Annotated in this window: 12 protein-coding genes; 9 read left to right on the forward strand and 3 right to left on the reverse strand. The window is 31.7% G+C overall.

The window, feature by feature from the left end; all coding sequences use genetic code 11:
• Positions 1-360 precede the first annotated feature (360 nt).
• Positions 361-4,095, forward strand: a complete 3,735-nt coding sequence (locus tag DFR66_RS02830; RefSeq protein ID WP_114753333.1) for a metallophosphoesterase — start codon at positions 361-363, stop codon at positions 4,093-4,095.
• Positions 4,096-4,235: 140 nt separating this feature from the next.
• Here the strand turns inward: DFR66_RS02830 and DFR66_RS02835 are convergent, their stop codons facing one another.
• Both DFR66_RS02835 and DFR66_RS02840 read right to left on the reverse strand, forming a co-directional pair.
• Complete coding sequence (locus tag DFR66_RS02835; protein ID WP_317048668.1) at positions 4,236-4,955, reverse strand: SdiA-regulated/phytase-like domain-containing protein; 720 nt, start codon at positions 4,953-4,955, stop codon at positions 4,236-4,238.
• 31 nt (positions 4,956-4,986) lie between these two features.
• Positions 4,987-6,054 carry a hypothetical protein gene (locus tag DFR66_RS02840; RefSeq protein ID WP_114753334.1) on the reverse strand — a complete coding sequence of 356 codons (1,068 nt, stop codon included), beginning with the start codon at positions 6,052-6,054 and terminating at the stop codon, positions 4,987-4,989.
• Between the two features lie 763 nt (positions 6,055-6,817).
• Between DFR66_RS02840 and DFR66_RS02845 the strand changes: the two genes are divergently transcribed.
• From DFR66_RS02845 to DFR66_RS02870, 6 genes are all read left to right on the forward strand, one after another.
• Positions 6,818-8,272 carry a PAS domain-containing sensor histidine kinase gene (locus DFR66_RS02845; RefSeq protein ID WP_262510416.1) on the forward strand — a complete coding sequence of 485 codons (1,455 nt, stop codon included), beginning with the start codon at positions 6,818-6,820 and terminating at the stop codon, positions 8,270-8,272.
• Positions 8,262-8,663, forward strand: a complete 402-nt coding sequence (locus tag DFR66_RS02850) for a response regulator (RefSeq protein WP_114753336.1) — start codon at positions 8,262-8,264, stop codon at positions 8,661-8,663. The genes DFR66_RS02845 and DFR66_RS02850 overlap by 11 nt, the downstream gene beginning before the upstream one ends.
• Before the next feature lie 66 nt (positions 8,664-8,729).
• Entirely contained in the window at positions 8,730-9,641 is a 912-nt protein-coding gene (locus tag DFR66_RS02855; protein ID WP_114753458.1) for an ABC transporter ATP-binding protein, read from the forward strand.
• Positions 9,642-9,644: 3 nt separating this feature from the next.
• Positions 9,645-10,481, forward strand: coding sequence for an ABC transporter permease (locus tag DFR66_RS02860; protein WP_114753337.1), 837 nt, complete (start codon positions 9,645-9,647; stop codon positions 10,479-10,481).
• Positions 10,482-10,495: 14 nt separating this feature from the next.
• The gene (locus tag DFR66_RS02865; protein WP_114753338.1) at positions 10,496-12,823 is read left to right on the forward strand and encodes a T9SS type B sorting domain-containing protein; all 2,328 of its coding nucleotides are present in this window, start codon (positions 10,496-10,498) and stop codon (positions 12,821-12,823) included.
• A gap of 24 nt (positions 12,824-12,847) precedes the next feature.
• Positions 12,848-17,212, forward strand: coding sequence for a T9SS type B sorting domain-containing protein (locus tag DFR66_RS02870; RefSeq protein WP_114753339.1), 4,365 nt, complete (start codon positions 12,848-12,850; stop codon positions 17,210-17,212).
• 170 nt (positions 17,213-17,382) lie between these two features.
• On the opposite strand, the gene typA is transcribed toward DFR66_RS02870, so the two are convergent.
• A complete protein-coding gene (gene typA, locus DFR66_RS02875; RefSeq protein ID WP_114753340.1) occupies positions 17,383-19,179 on the reverse strand; it encodes a translational GTPase TypA in 1,797 nt (598 codons plus the stop codon).
• Between the two features lie 173 nt (positions 19,180-19,352).
• Between typA and DFR66_RS02880 the strand changes: the two genes are divergently transcribed.
• Positions 19,353-21,068: a PAS domain-containing sensor histidine kinase gene (locus tag DFR66_RS02880; RefSeq protein ID WP_114753341.1), complete on the forward strand. Its 1,716-nt coding sequence runs from the start codon at positions 19,353-19,355 to the stop codon at positions 21,066-21,068.
• The gene (locus DFR66_RS02885) at positions 21,068-21,472 is read left to right on the forward strand and encodes a response regulator (protein ID WP_114753342.1); all 405 of its coding nucleotides are present in this window, start codon (positions 21,068-21,070) and stop codon (positions 21,470-21,472) included. The genes DFR66_RS02880 and DFR66_RS02885 overlap by 1 nt, the downstream gene beginning before the upstream one ends.
• The last annotated feature ends 14 nt before the right edge of the window (positions 21,473-21,486 follow it).

Here is a 21,486-nt window from a genome sequence, read left to right on the forward strand (position 1 = left end):
CTAAAAAACATAGGTCCTTAATTATCTAATCATAGACAAATTCCTTGTCATTTATCATTTCATTCATTGGTCATTAGTTTTTGATTAAAGACATTCAGTAAAAAAAATCAAATTTACAATTTTATTTTAGGTGTCTTTACGTGTAAAACACCTCTATTTACTTTTAGTTGTTTTGACATTATTACAATAATAATCAACACATGGCACTACAACATAGTAATAGTATTAATAACAAGATACTATGGTGTACATTAGATTATGGTAGGTTTATGAAGGAGAAAGTCTATCTTTAAACAATTTTCAATAAAGTCTTTGATCTGCATTACTAGTTTCCTGGACATATTTTAATACTACTAAATTATGAAATTATTTTCGGATAATTATTTTATTACATTCAATAAACCAGGTTTTATAATATTCTTGACAGGAATAATGTTGCAATCATGTGCGACTCATCATGCACAATTTGGAAAAGACGTAAAAAAACCAGTTATTATTAACGCGACAGATAGTTTACAAATAGCACACACCTTTTTTTTGATTGGCGATGCAGGAAATACCAATGAAAAAACGAAACAACAAAAGCTTGGTTCTCTTGAAGAAAGATTGAAAAAGGCATCAAAAAACACCACTCTTTTATTTCTTGGTGATAATATCTATCCAAAAGGATTACCAGCTGCAGAAAACACAAACGAGCGCCTTCTAGCCGAAAGTAAACTCACAAACCAACTGAAATTGTCTAAAAACTTTAAAGGACAAACTATTTTTATTCCAGGAAATCACGATTGGTACAGCGGTATAAAAGGACTTGAACGACAGGCAAAATTTGTTACTGAATACCTCAACGATAAAAAATCATTCCTTCCTAGAAAAAGCTGTGGTATTGATGATTTAGAAATAAATAATAATCTGGTGCTAATCACTATTGACAGTCAATGGTTTCTGGAAGACTGGGATAACAGTCCCACTATTAACGATGATTGTACAATAAAAACCCGAGAGGCTTTTTTTGCTGAGCTGGAAAATCTTTTAATAAAAAACCAAGAAAAAGCAATTGTTTTAGCCCTCCATCATCCATTAATGAGTAATGGTTCTCATGGCGGCCAATTCTCAGTAATGAAACAGCTTTTTCCATTAGAGCAAAAAATTCCTCTTCCAGTCTTAGGTTCTGTTGCTAATTTTTTTCGAAAAACAAGTGGAGTAAGTCTTACAGATATTCAAAACAAACAATATACCCTTTTTATAAAAAGATTAAAAACACTTTTGCAAAGTCAGGATAATGTTATTGTTGTTTCCGGCCATGACCACAATTTACAATACATTGAAAAAGAAAATATTAAACAAATTATTAGTGGTGCGGGATCCAAATCTGAAGCTGCAAAAGCAATTTATCCCAATGATTTTTCTTATGGTCGCAGTGGATATGCCACTTTAGCTGTTTATGAAAATGGAGCCGCAAAAGTTTCTTTTTTTGGTGAGGAAAATAACAAAGAAAAACTGATTCATGAACATATGGTATTAAATGAAAAAGACGATTTAAATACCAAAGTATTCTCTACTACATTTCCAAAAACCATTACTTCAAGCATTTATACAATTAAACAAACTAAAAAATCTGGATTTTACAGATTCTTATTTGGAAACCATTTTCGAACATATTATAGCCTTCCAATAAATGCAACAACAACTACAATTGATACCCTTTATGGAGGATTGCAGCCCAAACGTTCCGGAGGCGGTTATCACTCAAATACATTGCAACTTTTCGACAAAAAAGGGAGGGAATTTGTAATGCGTGCTATGAAAAAAAACACTTCGAGTTTCCTACAAACAGTAGCTTTCAAAAATCAGTTTATACAAGATGAATTTGAAAATACATATGCAGAAGATCTTTTGTCTGATTTTTATACTACTTCACATCCTTACACTCCATTTGCTGTTGGGAATTTAGCTGGGAAAATTGGCGTAGCACATACTAATCCATCTTTATATTATATTCCAAAACACAGAGCGTTGAAAAATTTCAACGCTGATTTTGGAGATGAATTATACCTTATTGAAGAACGACCAACAGACAGCCAGATTGGTGTAAAAAGTTTTGGCACTCCAATTTCCATTATCAGTACGGAAGATGTAATGAAAAATCTTCACAAAGACGAAAAATATTCAGTCGATGAAAGTGCTTACATCAAAGCACGATTGTTTGACATGCTTATAGGAGACTGGGATAGGCACAAAGATCAATGGCGATGGGGCGAATATAAAGTAGGCGAAAAAGTAATTTATAAGCCTATACCTCGAGACCGAGATCAAGCTTTTCCTAAGTATGACGGTGCTTTACTGTTTGTTTTGATGAAAAAAGCAGAATTGCGTCACATGCAATCTTTTAAAGAAAAAATATCTAATGTTAAATTGATGAACCGTGAACCATATCCTCTAGACCTTGCTTTTATAAAAAATGCTGATGAAAACGAGTGGGTCAAACAAGCAAAATACATTCAAGAAAACCTGTCAGATATAACTATTGATGCTGCGTTTTCTAATTTGCCAAAAGAAGTTCAGGACGAGACTATTTCTGATATTAAACGAAAACTGAAACTAAGACGAAATCAATTGCATCGTTCTGCTTCAGTATATCATTCCGTGTTGCAACATACCGTTTTGATCGTTGGCACGGATAAAAAAGATAAATTTGTTATTCAAAACAACGAAAAAAATAAGCTTGAAATCCACGTATATCGTGTAACAAAAGAGACGGAAGAATTACAATACTCTAAAAGTTTCACCGCTAAAAAAACCAAAAAAATATGGATTTATGGATTAGATGAAGATGATATTTTTGAAGTAAAAGGAAATTCAAAATCAAATATAAATATTCGATTAATTGGAGGGCAAAATGAAGATTCGTATACAGTTGAGAACGGAAGAAAAATAAAAATTCATGACTTTAAAACAAAAAAAAATACGTACAATTTAGATTCTAAAAGTAAAGTATTACTATCTGATGATTATGAAATGAGTTTATACAACTATCAAAAACCAAAGTACAATTCCTTTTCAGCACTACCCAATATTGGATTTAATCCAGATGACGGTATTAAACTAGGGGTTGTAACAGGTTATGTTGTCAACGATTTTAAACAAAACCCTTACACTCAGAAACACAGCCTAAAAGCTAATTATTTCTTTGCCACAAAAGGATATGAACTGATTTACAGTAGTAATATTCCAAAATTATTTAGCAAGTGGAATTTAGATTTTGAAGGCCAATTTACGAGTCCTAATTTCACCATCAATTATTTTGGCTACGGAAATGAAACTGTGAATAATGATGATACTTTTGGTATGGACTTCAATCGTGTTCGTATCAAAATGTTGAAAATTATGCCATCCATTAAAAAAGTAGGCAAGTCGGGTAATATCATTCATTTTCAAACCAGTTTTGAACGAATTACCGTGGAAGAAACCATAAATCGATTTGTAGACATTTCTACCAATATAAATCCTTCTGTTTTTGAAAATCAACAATTTGCAGGCGCATCCTTGAAATACAGTTTTGAAAATTATGATGTTCCATCCTTCCCGACCATGGGAATGGGATTTTCTATTGCGGGTACATGGAAGATGAATTTAGTAGATACCAATAGAAATTTCCCTATCATTGAAAGTAAACTGAATTTTAACCATAAGATTGATGCCAACGGAAAGTTAGTTTTAGCCACAATCCTTAGAGGAAAAATGATATTGAATAATAATTTTGATTTTTATCAAGGTGCCAATTTAGGCGGTGACTATAATTTAAGAGGTTTTAGAAACCAACGCTTTTTAGGAAACCAATCTTTTTATCAAAGTAGTGATATACGCTGGAACTTTGGCAAAATAAAAAGAAGTATAATTCCTATGTCCTACGGAATATTAGCTGGTTTTGATTACGGTAGAGTTTGGCTAAAAGGTGAAAATTCCGAAAAATGGCACCAGTCATTTGGGGGAGGGTTATGGATAAACGGACTAAATGCATTAACGGCACGACTTACTTATTTTAAAAGTGCTGGCGAAGAAACAAGAATTGCTTTTGGTTTAGGATTTGGATTTTAATTTTTTGATACTTACCTCATAAACATTCCCTCCTACGCCTTGTGTTTTTTCATCAGCAATAAAAAGTCTGTCATTATCAATAAATGAAGCGGCTTCTTTTTGCGAAAAATGATTTAGTTCGAGGGTGGTTTTTATTCCATTTAGGAAATTGTCACCTTCGAAATTTTCGAATAAAATATCTTATCGTGGGTTAAAACAACAACTTTAGACTCATCAGGGCTTATTGCAGCAGCTGTAACTGCACAATGATTGTAATTATCACAAGTTTTAAATTCTCCCAATAAAACAGCTTGATGAAAACCCGCAGTATTGGGGATTTTGTATAAAAAAGCGGTTCCGTCAAAACCTTTGCTTCGGTTTTTAGTGAAGAGATAGAAGTTATTTTTGAATTCGAAAAAACCTTCAACATCATAGAACATTTCTGATTTTTTAGGAAGAAAATCTTTTTGTTCAGGGTACGCAAAAGAAATTTTATAGGCCGGAGTTGCGCTTTCAGATGTTAAAGAATTTTTATCAATTTTATAAATACTTAAATCCCTTCTTTCATTATCATTGTTACCAAAATCTCCTATATATAAATTTCCTTCTTTGTCTTTTGTAATATCTTCCCAATCGATATTCTCCGTATTTTCGATGGTAATTGTTTTTTCTACGCTGCCACTTACAAAGTTCAATCCGTAAATTTCACTCGGATTACCACTATCTTCCAGTGACCAAACTAAATTACTATCAGACAAATAAGTTATTCCTGAGACTTCTTTTAGTTTTTTAGGCAAGGAATAAACCGTTGATAAAGCTCCTGAATCTTGCTGACATGATAAAAAAGTAAAAACCGATAAGATGAAAATATAGTTTCTCATAGCTTAATTAGTGTAAATAATAGGTAAAAGACTAAAAATCTGTTTTAAATAAATTTGTGTTTTTGAAGTTTCTTGTAATAAACTCAAAAGCAGCACTCATAATGTTACCCATAGATTTTGCTTTTTTAAAATTCAAATCATTTGTGTAACGGTATAATTCTAATTGTAATTGCTTCAAATGTTCCTCCGGAGCGATTACATCATCGCCCATGATTTGTAATAATCTTTGAATACGATTCTCTGCAGAGTGTATTCGTTTAGCAAGAACCGCTCTTTCTTCATCTTTGTATTGCTCGATTGAACTGTTTTGAAGCTTGTCTTTAACCAATTTTACCATTGGATAATTTTCTTTGAAAAATTGAGGTCGGTAGACTTTAAAATTTCCTTCGTAACACTGTTGGTCAAAATCGATGGCGCGTATTTTATATACTACATGGTCAAAATCATGTGTAGGAACAATAACATAATTATAGGAACGCATATCGCCCAACAAGCGTATCATACATCGCTCATTGAATTTTACAAACTCTTTTGCAATTTGTGATTTTTCAGTTTCGGTGCATTCTGCCAAAAGATTTTTTATAAAAACATCGCCCGGGATTCCCATGATGTGTTCCTCTATCAAAGTGTCATTATACACTAAAAAATTTATCTTATCCGGAGATAAAATATGCTCTAATTCTAGTCCATAAATACGAGAAGCATCTGCTTTCTTAATATAAAAATGTGTGTAATTATCATTAAGAATGTTTCTAATTTTTATTCGAAAAGGTTTTGAATTTCCAAAAGTGCAGTAATCAATGGAATCCACATTCAAAAATTTAAGAATCCCCAAATTACCATCTGAATGCAACAGCGAATAGATTTTTTTTAGATTTAAATCAATTTCTTGTCTTTCAAATTCATTATAATACACACGTACCCATAAAGTATCCTCATCGTTTTTATCATAAACGTTGACAGAGCCTGAAAAGCGCAATAAGTCATCGTAAAAAATAGAAACCTTTGACAAACGGTCAAAACGCTCCAAGTATTCCAAAAGCGATTTATTTATTGGATACGAAGGTTTTTTAAAAAGCATTACTGGCTCACTACTCATTTGAAGGATTATTTAATACAAAATTACAATAAATTAAGCCGCTGAAGGGAATTCCTTTTTAAATATATGTTTTCAAACTACTCACGAATAAGAAATACAATTTTCCCAAATATATTTTGGTTTACCCATTTTAAACCCAATTTAATATTTTTAGAGAATACCGTTCCAGAAAACTGTAACTAGTTAATTATTAGAATAAAACTGATGTTTTTATTCCATTAAAAAATCAACAATTAAACCATAAAACACTTATAGTCAGATATTTAATATATTTTAAATAAAACAACATTACAAATAGGTTGTTTTTTATGTTAAAAATATTTGTCACCAATATTTAAACTTTACATTTGATTGTCCCCAAGACAATTAAAACATTTAAAACCTACTAATTACAGATAAGCTTAACTTTTATTTCGAAACTGCAAAATCGGCAAAGATTGGCATTTGGGAAATTAATTTAGAATCCAGCCAAGTTTTTTGGAATGCTGTTACTAGAGACATACACGAAGTTCCACATTATTTTATACCAAGCTTAGAAAAAGGATTTTCTTTTTATCTTGAAGGAGAAAATAGAACGAGAATTAAACGCTTAACTGAAAAAACCATTAGTAATGGAATTCCATTTAACGATAAATTTCAAATTATTACTGCTAAGGGTAATGTAAAACATGTAGAAAATATAGGGCAAATAGTATATAAAAACGAAAAGCCTTATAAATTAATTGGTACTTTACAGGATATTACAAAAGAGCAAAATTTAATTATTGAACTTCAATTAAGTGTTGAAAAATTTTCATCTATCTTTTCCAGTGCCAATGATGCAATTTTTATAATCGATACCTCAAATGGCCTAATTACTGACTGTAATCCTAGATCATCAGAACTTACTGGGTACGATAATAATGAATTGATTGGTTTACACAATTCAAAATTATTTCCTGTTGAACTAAGAACAGAGCTTAGGTTATTCCTGAAATATAATCTTAACCGAAATGAATACACACTCAATGAAACGTGTATCAAAACAAAATCAAAAGATATAATACCGGTTGAAATAGCCTCTGGAAAAAAATTTGAGGTCGATAATATTACCTATTTAGTGTGTTATATAAGAGATATCAGTGAAAGAAAAAATGTTGAAGCTAAACTAAATTTATTATCATTGGCAGCATCAGAGACCACTGACACTATTGTAATTGCTAATGAAAAAGGAGAAGCCGTTTGGGCAAATCAAGCCTATTTAGACCTTACCGGTTTAAATATGGAAGAAGTAATAGGGCACAAGCCTGGCTATTTATCAAAAGGACCTGAAACAGATTTAAATGCTTCTCTATTAATGAGTAAAGCAATTAAAAATAAAGAAAGCATCAATATCACGATTCTAAACTATAGTAAAAATGGAGAGAAATACTGGTTTGAAGTCAATATCACTACCGTATTTGACAGTAAAAACAATTTCGTCAATTTTGTTGGTGTCGGTCGAAACGTAACCCAACGTATTGAAAAAGAGTTTGCACTTAAAAGCTTATTGGATGTAACCAATAGCCAAAACAATAAATTATTTAATTTTACCCACATTGTTTCCCATAATATACGTTCGCATTCCAGTAATTTATCAATGGTCGTGGATGTGATTGAAAATACTGACGACATTAATGAAAAGCTCTCTTATTTTGATTTATTCAAAGAAGGAACAGAAAAACTATCCGAATCAATTGAATATTTAAATGAAATTATAACGATTCAACAAAAAACAAATATTGAAAAAACTAAGATTCATTTAAAGAGTGAAATTGAAAAAACAAGAATGGCATTAAGTTTATCGATAAAAGAAAGTAACATATTAATCACCGACACTATTCCCGATAATTTGATTGTTACTGTTATTCCCGCTTACTTAGATAGTATTTTGCTAAATTTATTTACGAATGCCATAAAATATAAATCACCAGAGCGAAATGCAACTTTAGAAATTGGTTACGAAATTATAGACAATTATACCGTTATTAACTTTAGAGACAATGGCATAGGTTTAGATTTAAAAAAAAATAAACATAAACTGTTTGGAATGTATAAAACTTTTCACGGGAACGAAGATGCAAAGGGAATTGGATTATTTATTACTAAAAACCAACTTGAAGCTATGAATGGAAAAATTGAAGTAGAAAGTGAAGTGGGTTATGGTTCTAATTTTAAAATTTATTTAAATGAAAAATAAATTAACATACATTATTGATGATGACAAATTAACCGTGAAATTGATGACTATTCTCATTGCTAAAAGTGAGTTTTGTGAAGAAATCCAATCCTTTAATAATGCTCAATTAGCGATTGATAAATTAAAAGAAAATTGGAATAATAGTGCTATTCTTCCTGATGCCATTTTACTTGATTTAAATATGCCGGTTATGGATGGATGGCAGTTTTTAGACGAATTTATTCAGTTGCCCAAACAAAAAGAAATTTCAATATTTATAATGACTTCTTCTATTGACCCTGCAGATATAGAAATGGCTAAAACATATCAGGTAGTCAAACATTACATCATGAAACCTATCACTGCAAACAAATTAGATATGCTATGTAAACTAATTGCTAATTTACCCTAATTTAAATTTCTCGGTAACAATTTCCGGTATTGTTCGTCCTACTATTAAATCAAAAAGATGAACCCATTGGAAACTATCCTTTCTATAAAAAAACTCAACAAACATTACGGCTCACTTCAAGCCTTAAAAAATGTTTCTTTCGATATACATAAAGGCAATGTATACGGTATTCTGGGCCCTAACGGAAGCGGAAAATCAACAACTCTAGGAATCGTTTTAAACGTGGTTAACAAAACTTCAGGAGAATATAGTTGGTTTAATGGTACAATGGAAACGCATGATGCTCTAAAAAAAGTAGGTGCCATTATCGAAAGACCTAATTTCTATCCTTACATGACAGCTAAAGAAAATTTAGAACTGGTATGTAAAATAAAAGGAATCAACTACGCTAAAGTGAATGAAAAACTTGAGTTAGTAGGTTTAGTAGATAGACAAAATAGTAAATTCAGTACTTTTTCTTTAGGGATGAAACAACGATTAGCCATTGCTTCTGCCCTACTGAATGATCCTGAAATTTTAATTCTAGACGAACCCACAAATGGTTTAGACCCTCAAGGGATTCATCAAATTAGAGACATCATCAAACAAATCGCTTCAAAGGGAACTACTATTTTACTCGCTTCTCATTTATTAGACGAAGTTGAAAAAGTATGTACTCATGTTTTAGTTTTAAGAAAAGGCGAAATTCTATATACTGGTTTAGTTGATGGTATGTCAGCGAATGAAGGTTTTTTTGAATTGCAAGCTGATGACACTGAAAATTTAATCCTCGCTGTCAAAACGCATCCTGCAGTTAAAAATGTAGTGAACGAAGAAGGGAAAATTTTAGTCTATTTAAAAAATGATTTAGATGCTAAGGAGTTGAATCGATTCCTATTTGAAAAAAACATTATACTAAATCATTTGGTAAAACGCAAAAATAGCTTAGAAGAACAATTTTTAGAACTAACAAGCTCTAAACCAACTTTCAAAAACTAAATCATGAAAAGATTACTCTCTATAGAATTACAAAAAATTTGGAAAAACAAAGCAAGTCGTGTTTTAACAATGTCTTATTTTATTCTGTTAACTTTTATAGCATTAATAGCCTCCATAAAATTTGACCTAGGAATTTTTAAATTTCATCTAGCTGAAATGGGAATTTTTAATTTCCCTTTTATATGGCATTTCAACACCTATATCGCAGCCGTTTTAAAACTGTTTTTAGCAATCGTTATTGTCTCCATGATGGCAAATGAGTATAGTTATGGAACACTCAAACAAAACTTAATAGATGGCATGAGTAAAAAGGAATTTATTCAGTCTAAATTTCTAACGGTAGTTTTGTTTGCAACGGTTTCTACTGTTTTTATTTTTATAATGTCCCTGATTTTAGGGCTTAGTTATTCTTCCTACACTGAATTTAGTATCGTGTTTTCTGATTTAGAATACCTATTGGCTTATTTTATAAAACTGGTTGGATTTTTCTCATTCTGCTTATTTTTAGGAATACTAGTAAAACGTTCTGCTTTTGCACTCGGATTTCTTTTGGTTTGGAATATCATCGAGGGAGTTATCAATGGAGTTTTAACTTTTAAAGTATTTCCAAACAGTACTACCGCAGCATCTATTACTCAGTTTTTACCGTTACAATCCATGTCGAATTTAATTGTAGAACCTTTTAGCAGATTATCAGTAGTAAAAAATCTGGGAACTCAAATTGGGTTAGATAACATTAAAGATTATGGCGTTCCTTTTTCTTCCTTAGGTATTGTTTTATGCTGGACCGTGATATTTATTTTCCTTTCCTATCGATTATTAAAAAATAGAGATTTGTAGTATCTTTACACATGATGAAATGTGTGAAAATAATATTATTTTATATTTTTATAAGTTGCGCTGTGTTTGATGCAACCGCACAATCTATTTCAGTAAATGACTCTTATACTGCGCAACAACTTGTTGAAAATGTCTTAGTAAACAGTTCTTGTGCTAATGTTTCTAATTTCGTAGTAAAAGGAGATTCTTTTTCCGGAACTAGAAACAGCTACGGCTATTTTAATTCTGGCACGAGTAATTTCCCTTTTGCAGAAGGCGTTCTTTTGAGCACTTGGAGCAGTAAGAATTCTGAAGGTCCTTATATTTCCAATCGAGGAGGAGGAAATTCTTCTTGGATAGGCGATTCCGATTTAGAGCAAGCAATAGGAATAACAAATACCGTAAATGCAACTATTTTAGAATTCGATTTTATAGCTCTGACAGACTTCATAAGTTTTAATTACATCTTTGCCTCTAATGAATACCAAGATGATTTTCCATGTAATTATTCTGATGGTTTTGCCTTTTTAATCAAAGAAAAAAACACAGCCTCCTACATCAATTTAGCAGTACTCCCCGAATCTTCAACTCCGGTTTCATCAAAAAATATTCACCCATTAATCAATGCAATTCCAAATTCGACTGAACCTATAAAAAGTTGTGGTCCAGAAAACGAATTTTTCTTTGGTGGTTACAATACAGTTACTAGTCCAATAAATTATGCAGGACAAACTAAAGTTTTGACCGCTCAAACAAATGTACAACCAGGAAAAACGTATCACATAAAATTAGTAATAGCTGATCAAAGAAATCAATATTTTGACTCCGCAGTATTTCTTGAAGCGGGTAGTTTTTTACCAAAAATTGATTTGGGATCAGACCGTTTATTAGCAACAAACAATCCCATTTGTTTTGGCGAAAGCTATACTATTGACACAAAACTACCATCAAGCTTAGGATATACTTACAAATGGTTTAAGGATAATGTAGAGTTTACGAACAACTCTCCTACTTTTTTAGTTACTAGTCCAGGCATTTATAAAGTTGATGTGCAATTGACAACCAGCTGCGTAGCTACTGAAGAAATAAAAATCGAATATACACCAGAAATTATTTTGAATGATACTTCGCTTACGCAATGTGACATCGATAATGACGGAATATCTATTTTTAACTTAACTAAAGTCGATGCCATAGTAAAAAATAATGCTAGTAATTTAAGTGCTGTTGTTTATTATGAATCTTTAGTTGATGCTGTTGCAAAAAACAACCCAATTACAAACCCCACTTCATATAGTAATAAATTCAATAATCAATCCCTATTTGCAAGAGTGAGCAACTCATTTAATTGCGCAAATTATGCCGAAGTAAAACTAATTATCTCTAATAATGCTATTGCCAATCAAAATCCTATTTCGACTTGCGACACTGATGGCACTAATGATGGTTTGTCACAATTTGATTTAAATGTACAAGTAACCCCTCAAGTGCTAACAGGTTTGCATACTGGCTTAATTGTAGAATATTTTTTAAATCATACGGATGCCATAGACCAACAAAATGTTTTGCCAAATATTTTTAAAAATACTGTTGCCACCCAACAAATTATTTATGCCAGAATCGTAAACGGTACTGACTGTTATGCTATCACCCCGATAGTTCTAAAAGTAAATACATTTGATCCAACTAATTTTCAAGATGAAACTTTATTTTTGTGCCAGACAGGATCGATTAACCTAACGGTAAATTCTGGGTTTTCAAGTTATTTATGGAATACTGGAGCAAGTTCAAACACTATAACAGTAACTTCTCCTGGGGATTATTCTGTTACTGTTACGAACTTTGATGGTTGCAAAAAAACAAAAAAAATCCGTGTTGATGTTTCTGGAATTGGAACCATTACCGGAGTAAAGGTGAATGATTTTGAAGGTAATAAAAATTCAATTACAATTGAATATAATGGAATTGGTGATTATGAATTCTCTATAGATGGATCTTTTTTTCAAGATAGCCCAATGTTTAACGGAGTTGCACCTGGTGAATATTTAGTTTATGTAAGAGATAAAAATGGGTGTGGTATATCAATTCCGTATGTGGCTTATGTTTTAGATTATCCCCGCTATTTTACGCCTAACAATGATGGTTATAATGATATTTGGGTAATTAAGAACATGGATGATTTACCTCAGTCAACTCTTTACATTTTTGATCGATACGGAAAGTTATTAAAACAATTAAACGAAACTGACAATGGATGGAATGGAACGTTTAATGGATTTGCATTACCTACGGATGATTATTGGTTTCATTTGAAATTAGAAAATGGAAAAACAATAATAGGTCATTTTTCGCTAAAGAGATAATCAAAATTTTGCTATTTTTAGCCCATGAAAAAAACATTACTTTTACTCATTACTCTTTTTTCCATAAGTTGTTACTCGCAGTTTAGCAAAACACACTATATTCCGCCATTGACTTGTGCTACAAATTTAGCCGGGGATCAATATTTATATATATCCACACCAAGTACATCAAATGTTAATTTCAAAATTTTAGCTAACGATGGAAGTATTACTTCAGGTGTTGTAAAAAATACAGATCCATACATTTATAGTATAGGACAAGGAACTGATACACAATTATTCATTCCAAAAACTAATACTGGAATTGTAACAACTAAAGGATTTATAGTAGAAGCCGAGGATTTAATTTATGTAAGTGTTCGAGTTAATGCTGGATTTTCAACTTTTAATAATTCCTATAATCATGCGGGTGGATTAGTCTCAAAAGGAAACAGCGCCTTAGGAAAAGAATTTAGATTAGGTGCAATGCTTAATCCTCTTTTTGACCCAAATGTATTAAATTTTGCTTCGATTTTATCAACAGAAAATAATACCAAAGTTACCATTTCAAATATAGAAACTGGAACAATACTATTAAATGGTAATATTATATCTGGACCATTTGAAGTTACTTTGAATAAAAATGAAAGTTATGTATTAGCATTAGAAAATACAAGTAATACTATTTCCAATAGTTCTAAAATGATTGGCGCTCTTGTAGAATCAGATAAACCTGTAGTAGTTAATTCCGGTTCTTTTGGAGGTAGTAACAGTTCAATTCTTAATGCGCAAGGAAATGTACCTGGAAGAGATGTAGGTTTTGATCAAATCGTTCCAACAGAAAAAACTGGCATGGAATATATATTTGTAAAAGGACTTGGGACTAATGAATTAGAACGGGTTTTATTAATTGCAAATGAAGATGATACGAAAATTTTTATTAATGATTCTACAGTTGAAATTGCCACTTTAAGTAAAGGACAGTATACTGTTCTTGATGGAGGTCAGTTTATAGACGGTAATTTATACGTTTCCACTTCCAAAAATGTATCGGCTTATCAAAGTATTGGAGGTAATGCTACACCTGCAAATCAAAATTTATTTTTTGTTCCTCCTCTAAATTGTGCTACTCCTAATATTGTTGACAATATTCCAGCAATTCAATCTATTGGTAATACACTATACAATGGCGGATTAAATATTGTTACAGAAACGAATGCGACCGTTACTATAAATGGAAGCCCAATAAATGCAACCGATGCTATTCCTGTAACTGGAAATACTAATTACGTGAGATACACCCTTTTTAATCAGGCTGGAAATATTGCTGTAAAATCTACAAAACAAGTATATGTATCCTATTTTGGAACAAATGGTGCAGCAACTTATGGCGGTTATTATTCAGGCTTTGATACTAAACCAGAAATTGTAACTGATAAAATTACAGCTACTAATTCAGCTTGTATACCAAATGTAGTATTAAAAATCAGCACCTTATCTTCATATGATACTTTTCAATGGTATTTCAATGACGAACCAATTAACGGGGCAAATTCAAATTCATACAAACCCATACAACCGGGATATTATCAGGTAAAAGGAACTATAACGAGTTGTTCGAATACCGACCCCATTTTCTCGGATAAAATTCCTGTAAGCAATTGTCCATTAGATTCAGACAATGACGGAAGCAACAACAACATTGATATTGACTTGGATAATGATGGAATTACTAATTGTACTGAATCCTATGGCGATCAAAATTTAAATCTTTTAAATCCTACAACAGGCACTATATCAGTAGGAAGTTACTCCAATTCCTTTACCGGAACTGTTACAACCTTCGGAACTGGATTGCCAATGGGAACATTTACGGGAAATACTAACGGTAGTTTTATTACCGAAGTTCCTGCTGGTAAGGGGAATAGTGTAACTTATAAACTGAATTTTGCCAGACCAATGAGCGTAGGAGTTGAATACACTTCTACTGCAAATCCTACTGATTTATTGAATGCAAATGCCGAGTTTATTGTAATTTCTGATATTGACAAAACCATAACCGTCCTCAATCCAAACAATCAATTACTGATTGACACTAATTATGATGGGATTTATGAAAGTGGTATAACACAATATTCATCCTTTGAAATACGATTTCGATTAAACAGTACAACTGCTTTAGCGGCAGGAACTGGAACATTTAAATTTTTAACACACTTAACAAATGCGATTAGTTTTACACACAAAAATTTATCTGATGACATTTCAAATAAAGCTACTTTAAAGTTTTTTGCTACTTGTGTTCCCAAAGATTCTGATGGTGATGGAAATCCCGACCAGTTAGACACAGATAGCGACAACGATGGTATTTCAGATACAATTGAAGCGCAACAAAATATTTCAGTTAACTTTTCAAATTCAGACACTAATAATAACGGGCTAGACAATGCGTTCGAACCAGGATTTATCCCTTATGATAATGATAATGATGGCATATACGATTATCTAGATTTAGATAGTGATAACGACGGAATTCTAGATTTAGAGGAAACGGGAGTTGATACAGATACTGATGGAATAAGAAATTATCGAGATCTGGACAGTGATAACGACCTTTGTAATGATGTCAATGAAGCGGGATTTTCAGACCCCGACAATGATGGAAAATTTGGAAATTCACCAATATCTGTAGATTCAAAAGGCCTTGTCATTGGGGCTCCGTATACAATACCCAATCCGGATTATTTAATTTCAGCACCAATTATAATATCAAAACAGCCCGCGGTTGCTTCTACATGCGAATTACAAAACGCCGAAATTACGTTAGTAGATAACGGAGGAAACACTTATCAATGGCAACTTTTAACCAGCGGAATTTGGACTGATATTATAGATGGTTCAACTTATTCAGGAGGAAAAACCAATACATTGCTAATAACAAGAGTAAAAAACGAAATGAATGGTAATAAATACAGAGTCAAACTAGAAAAAAATGGAAATTCATGTGGCTTAATTTCTTCAGAAACAACTTTGACAATTTATGCATTACCAGTAGTGAGTCCTATCACAATTGTACAATGTGATGATGATACCGATGGTTTCTCAGATTTTAATTTAACGATTAAAAATAATGAAATTTCTTCAAATGCAGCTGCAGAAACATTTACTTATTACACTTCACTAGCTGGTGCTGAAAAGAGAGATTCATCTCTATTAATCCCCAATCCAACAGCTTTTAGAAATACAGTTTCAGGAAATATGAAGGTTTGGGCCAACATAGAAAATGAAAATGGTTGTAATAGTATCGCTGAAATAACATTAATAGTTTCTACAACTAAAATTCCAGCTTCATTCTCTCGTTCGTTTTCTATTTGTGATGACTTAGGAGCAGCTAATAATGACACTGATGGCATCGCAACATTTGATTTTAGTAGTGTTACTGCCGAAATAGAAGCTATTCTACCAGCCTCAACAATACCATACTCCATTAAGTATTACAAAAATGAACCAGATGCACTATCCGAGAGTGATGAAATAACAAATACTTCAAACTATAGAAATGAGGGATATCCAAATGAACAAAAAATATGGGTACGCGTCGAAAGTACTGTCGACAATGCTTGTTATGGTTTGAGTCCTAGAATTACATTAACCGTAAATCCAAAACCAAATATTGATACCAACGCAGATTCTGATGAAAATGAATTAGTATGCTCTAACTTACCTACTTTTTTTGTGACATTGGATGCAGGCATTCAAGATGGAACTCCAAGTACTGACTATACTTATGTTTGGACAAAAGACAATGTAATTTTAACTTCTGAAACAAATTCAACATTAAATGTTAACACAGAAGGTAATTATACCGTAGAAGTTAGTTCCCTTGCCGGTTGTAGTAGAATTAGAAATATAAAAGTCACCGCATCTGATATTGCACAAATTACAAACATTTTAATTGTTGATTTATCAGATGTAAATTCAATTACAGTAAATGTAACTGGAAAAGGAAAATATCAATATAGTTTAGATGCACCTTCAGGGCCTTTTCAAGATTCTAATTTCTTTGATAATGTAACTGCTGGAATTCATGAAATCTACATTAATGATAAAAATGGTTGTGGGACGGTAAGCAAAACAATTGCGGTAATTGGTATTCCAAAATTTTTCACTCCTAATGGAGATGGATATAATGACTATTGGAATGTTAAAGGAGTGAATGAAAATTTCAATAAAAATTCAATTATTTATATTTTTGATCGTTACGGTAAACTTTTAAAACAAATTGTTCCTTCTAGCCAAGGATGGGATGGTACATTTTTGGGACAGCCATTATCAGCAGATGATTATTGGTACTCTATAAAATTAGTTGATGGCAGAGAGGTAAAAGGACATTTCAGTTTAAAAAGATAATAGAATCAAAATGCCATAAGCTCCTTCTAAAATTTATTTCGAACGAATTCTGACATTTATCAAATATTAAAAACTATTAATTGCGGCAAAATACACAAGCTTCAAATTAAATTCTCATAAAAAAAGCCATTCGAATCAACGAATGGCTTTCAATTTTATAAAAAATAGAATTAGATTTTAAATCTTTTTCTATCTGTTTCTGTCAAATATATTTTTCTCAAACGAATAGATTTTGGTGTAACCTCAACATACTCATCTTTTTGAATGTATTCTAAAGCTTCCTCTAATGAGAAAATAATTGGAGGAATGATTCTAGCTTTTTCATCATTTCCAGAAGAACGAACGTTAGATTGTTTTTTCTCTTTCGTTACGTTTACACACATATCATCACCACGAGAGTTTTCTCCAATAACTTGACCTTCGTAAATTTCAGCATTAGGCTCAACAAAAAACTTACCACGATCTTGTAATTTATCGATAGAATAAGGAATTGCTTTTCCTTTTTCCATAGAAATCAATGAACCTTTGTTACGTCCAGCAATCTCTCCTTTGTAAGGCTCATATCCTATAAAACGGTGTGCCATAATAGCCTCACCAGCAGTAGCAGTAAGCAATTGATTACGCAATCCAATAATACCACGTGATGGGATATTAAATTTTACAATCATACGTTCACCCTTAGTTTCCATACTCAGCATTTCACCTTTACGCATAGTAACGAACTCTACCGCTCTTCCTGAAAGATTCTCAGGTAAGTCGATTGTTAACTCTTCAATTGGTTCACATTTTTTACCATCAATTTCTTTGATGATAACTTGTGGCTGACCGATTTGTAACTCATACCCTTCTCTTCTCATTGTTTCAATAAGAACAGACAAGTGAAGTACACCACGACCAAAAACCATAAACTTATCAGCAGAATCAGTTTCACCCAATTTCATTGCTAAGTTTTTCTCTAATTCTTTTGTTAAACGGTCTCTAATATGACGAGAAGTTACAAATTTACCCTCTTTACCAAAGAAAGGAGAGTCATTAATTGTAAACAACATACTCATCGTAGGCTCATCAATATCAATAGTTGCTAAAGCTTCTGGATTTTCAAAATCAGCGATAGTATCTCCAATTTCAAATCCTTCAACACCAATAATTGCACAAATATCTCCAGCAATTACTTGTTGAACTTTTTTACGACCAAGACCTTCAAAAGTATGAAGTTCTTTAATTCTAGATTTAAATACAGTACCGTCTCTTTTTACTAATGAGATTGGCATACCTTCGTTCAAAACACCTCTTTCAAGACGACCGATAGCGATACGACCTGTAAATGCTGAGAAATCTAAAGATGTAATCAACATTTGTGGAGTTCCTTCAGAAACTTTAGGAGCTGGTACATTTTCAATAACCATATCTAACAATGCTTCCACATTATCAGTTACGTTTTCCCAATGGTCAGACATCCAGTTATTTTTAGCAGAACCGTAAACAGTTGGAAAATCCAATTGCCACTCTTCAGCACCTAATTCAAACATTAAGTCAAAAACTTTTTCATGAACTTCTTCAGGAGTACAGTTTTCTTTATCGACTTTATTGATAACTACACAAGGTTTAAGACCTAAGTCAATAGCTTTTTGTAATACAAAACGAGTTTGAGGCATTGGACCTTCAAAAGCATCTACAAGTAGACAAACTCCATCCGCCATGTTCAATACACGCTCTACTTCTCCTCCAAAATCGGCGTGACCAGGAGTATCAATAATGTTAATTTTTGTTCCTTTGTAAACTACAGAAACATTCTTTGAAGTAATGGTAATACCTCTTTCGCGCTCTAAGTCGTTGTTATCAAGGATTAAGTCACCAGTATTTTCGTTATCACGAAATAACTGACAGTGATACATAATTTTATCAACCAAAGTTGTTTTACCGTGATCGACGTGGGCAATAATTGCAATGTTTCTAATAGATTCCATCTGTGATTTTTAATGGGTGCAAAGGTACACTTTATTTTGATATAAAAAATATTTATGTAATAGTTTACATATTCTTAACCCATTAGACACAAAAATAGACCATTATAAAAATCTTAAAAAATAAGTTACAAATGTTCTTTAATAATTCCGCAATAATTAATTATATTTGAGTAATGAAAAGCAAAACCAATCAAGTAATCATCATCTACATTCTAATTTCATTGTTTGTAGCTATTGTTAGTCATAAATTATTATTACAATATATTTCTGATTCAAATCATCAGCTTTACACCTTTACAAAAGATATCATATTTATATTTTTGACAGGAATAGTTTTTAGACTTGTCTTATTAAAAAACGATAACCGAAATATCTCCATTTTCGAAAAACTTAAAAATACAAATAACGAAATCAAGGAGTCGAATGAAAAATACGACATCGTAGCAAAAGCAACAAGCGATACTATTTGGGACTGGAAAATACAAGAAGACAACCTTTCTTGGAATAAAGGAATTGAAAATGTTTTTGGTTACACTCAAGATCAAGTAGGCAGTAGTTCTAAATGGTGGTTTGATAAAATTCACCCCGAAGACAGCATTAAAATGTCTATTAGACTTTACTCTTTTATAGAACAAAAAACAGAAAACTGGCAAGATCAATACCGTTTTAAATGCGCTGACAACTCCTATAAATACGTTTTAGACAGAGGCTTTCTCTTAAAAGATGAAAATGGAAGAGCTATCAGGATGATTGGTGCCATACAAGACATAACAAAACAAAAAGAAGAAGAACAAAGACTTAAATTACTAGAAACCGTATTTACCCAATCAAAGGACTCAATTATCATTACCGAAGCCAACTCTCTTGACGATAAAATTCCTAACGTTATTTATGCCAATCCAGCTTTTTCTTCAATGTCAGGATATGAATTTGAAGAAATTTCCGGAAAACCAGCAGATCCCTTCAATAGTCCAAATTCTGATATTAACGAACTAAAAAAACTTCTTGACTCTATTAAAAACAAACAAGAATGTCTAATAGAAACTATTAGCATAAACAAAAAAAGAGAAGAATACTGGGTTCGCTTCTCAATGATTCCAATTTATAATTCTGAAAATGAACTTTCGCACTGGATTTCCATACAAAGAGACATAACTGATGAAAAAAAGCAAGAAAAAGAAAAAGAACAACTTATTAGAGAATTAACACAAAACAATAAAGACTTAAAGCAATTCTCGTACATTACCTCCCACAATCTCAGAGCTCCATTATCAAATTTAACAGGATTACTTAATCTACTAGAAGACATACCTGTTGAAAATCAAGAATTAAACGAAATCTTAAATGGTTTTAATAAATCTACTCATTTATTAAACGAAACTATTAATGATTTGGCAAAAGTTATAATCATTAAAGACAATCCTTCGATTCAAAAAGAAAATGTTCAAATAAAAGAAGTTTTTGAAAATGTTTTAAACCAACTAAATTTTCAAATTGAATTATACAAACCAATCATAAATCTTAATTTCGAAAAAAATACAAACATTAATATCAATAAAGCTTATTTCGAAAGTATATTATTAAATCTTTTAACAAATGCAATAAAATATAAATCCGAAAACAGAAAGCTAAAAATAACTGTAACCAACCGTGAAATTGGCGATAATGTTGAATTAATATTTAAAGACAACGGAATTGGTATCGATTTAAAAAGAAATAGAGATAAAGTATTTGGTCTTTATCAACGTTTTCATAATTACCCTGACAGCAAAGGACTTGGTCTTTATTTAGTAAAATCACAAGTTGAAACAATGGGCGGCACAATCGAAATTGAAAGCGAAGTAAATAAAGGAACTACATTTACATTAACATTTAAAAATAAACTATAATGTTAGATCAAATTTTATGCATCGATGACGACCCAATAACGCTTATGCTTTGCAAAAAAGTAATAGTCAAATCATCATTTTCTAATGAAATAATTACTGCTCAAAATGGCGAGGAGGCACTAAGCTACTTCAATACTATAAGACACGTCAAAGACAAACCTATAGAACATCCTCAATTAATTTTTTTGGATTTAAACATGCCCGTAATGGGAGGATGGGAATTTTTAGACTATTTTAATAGTCCTGAATTTTCAGAATTTAAAACTATAAAAGTCGTTGTTCTTTCATCCACTATAGATCCTGAAGACTTAGAAAAAGCAAAACAATACCCAATGGTAATTGACTTCTTATCTAAGCCAATTACCCGTTCAATGCTTGAATATCTTAATAACAAGATGGAATAAATAAAAAATATTAA

The organism is Flavobacterium glaciei (assembly GCF_003350545.1).
GTDB classification, from domain to species: domain Bacteria; phylum Bacteroidota; class Bacteroidia; order Flavobacteriales; family Flavobacteriaceae; genus Flavobacterium; species Flavobacterium glaciei.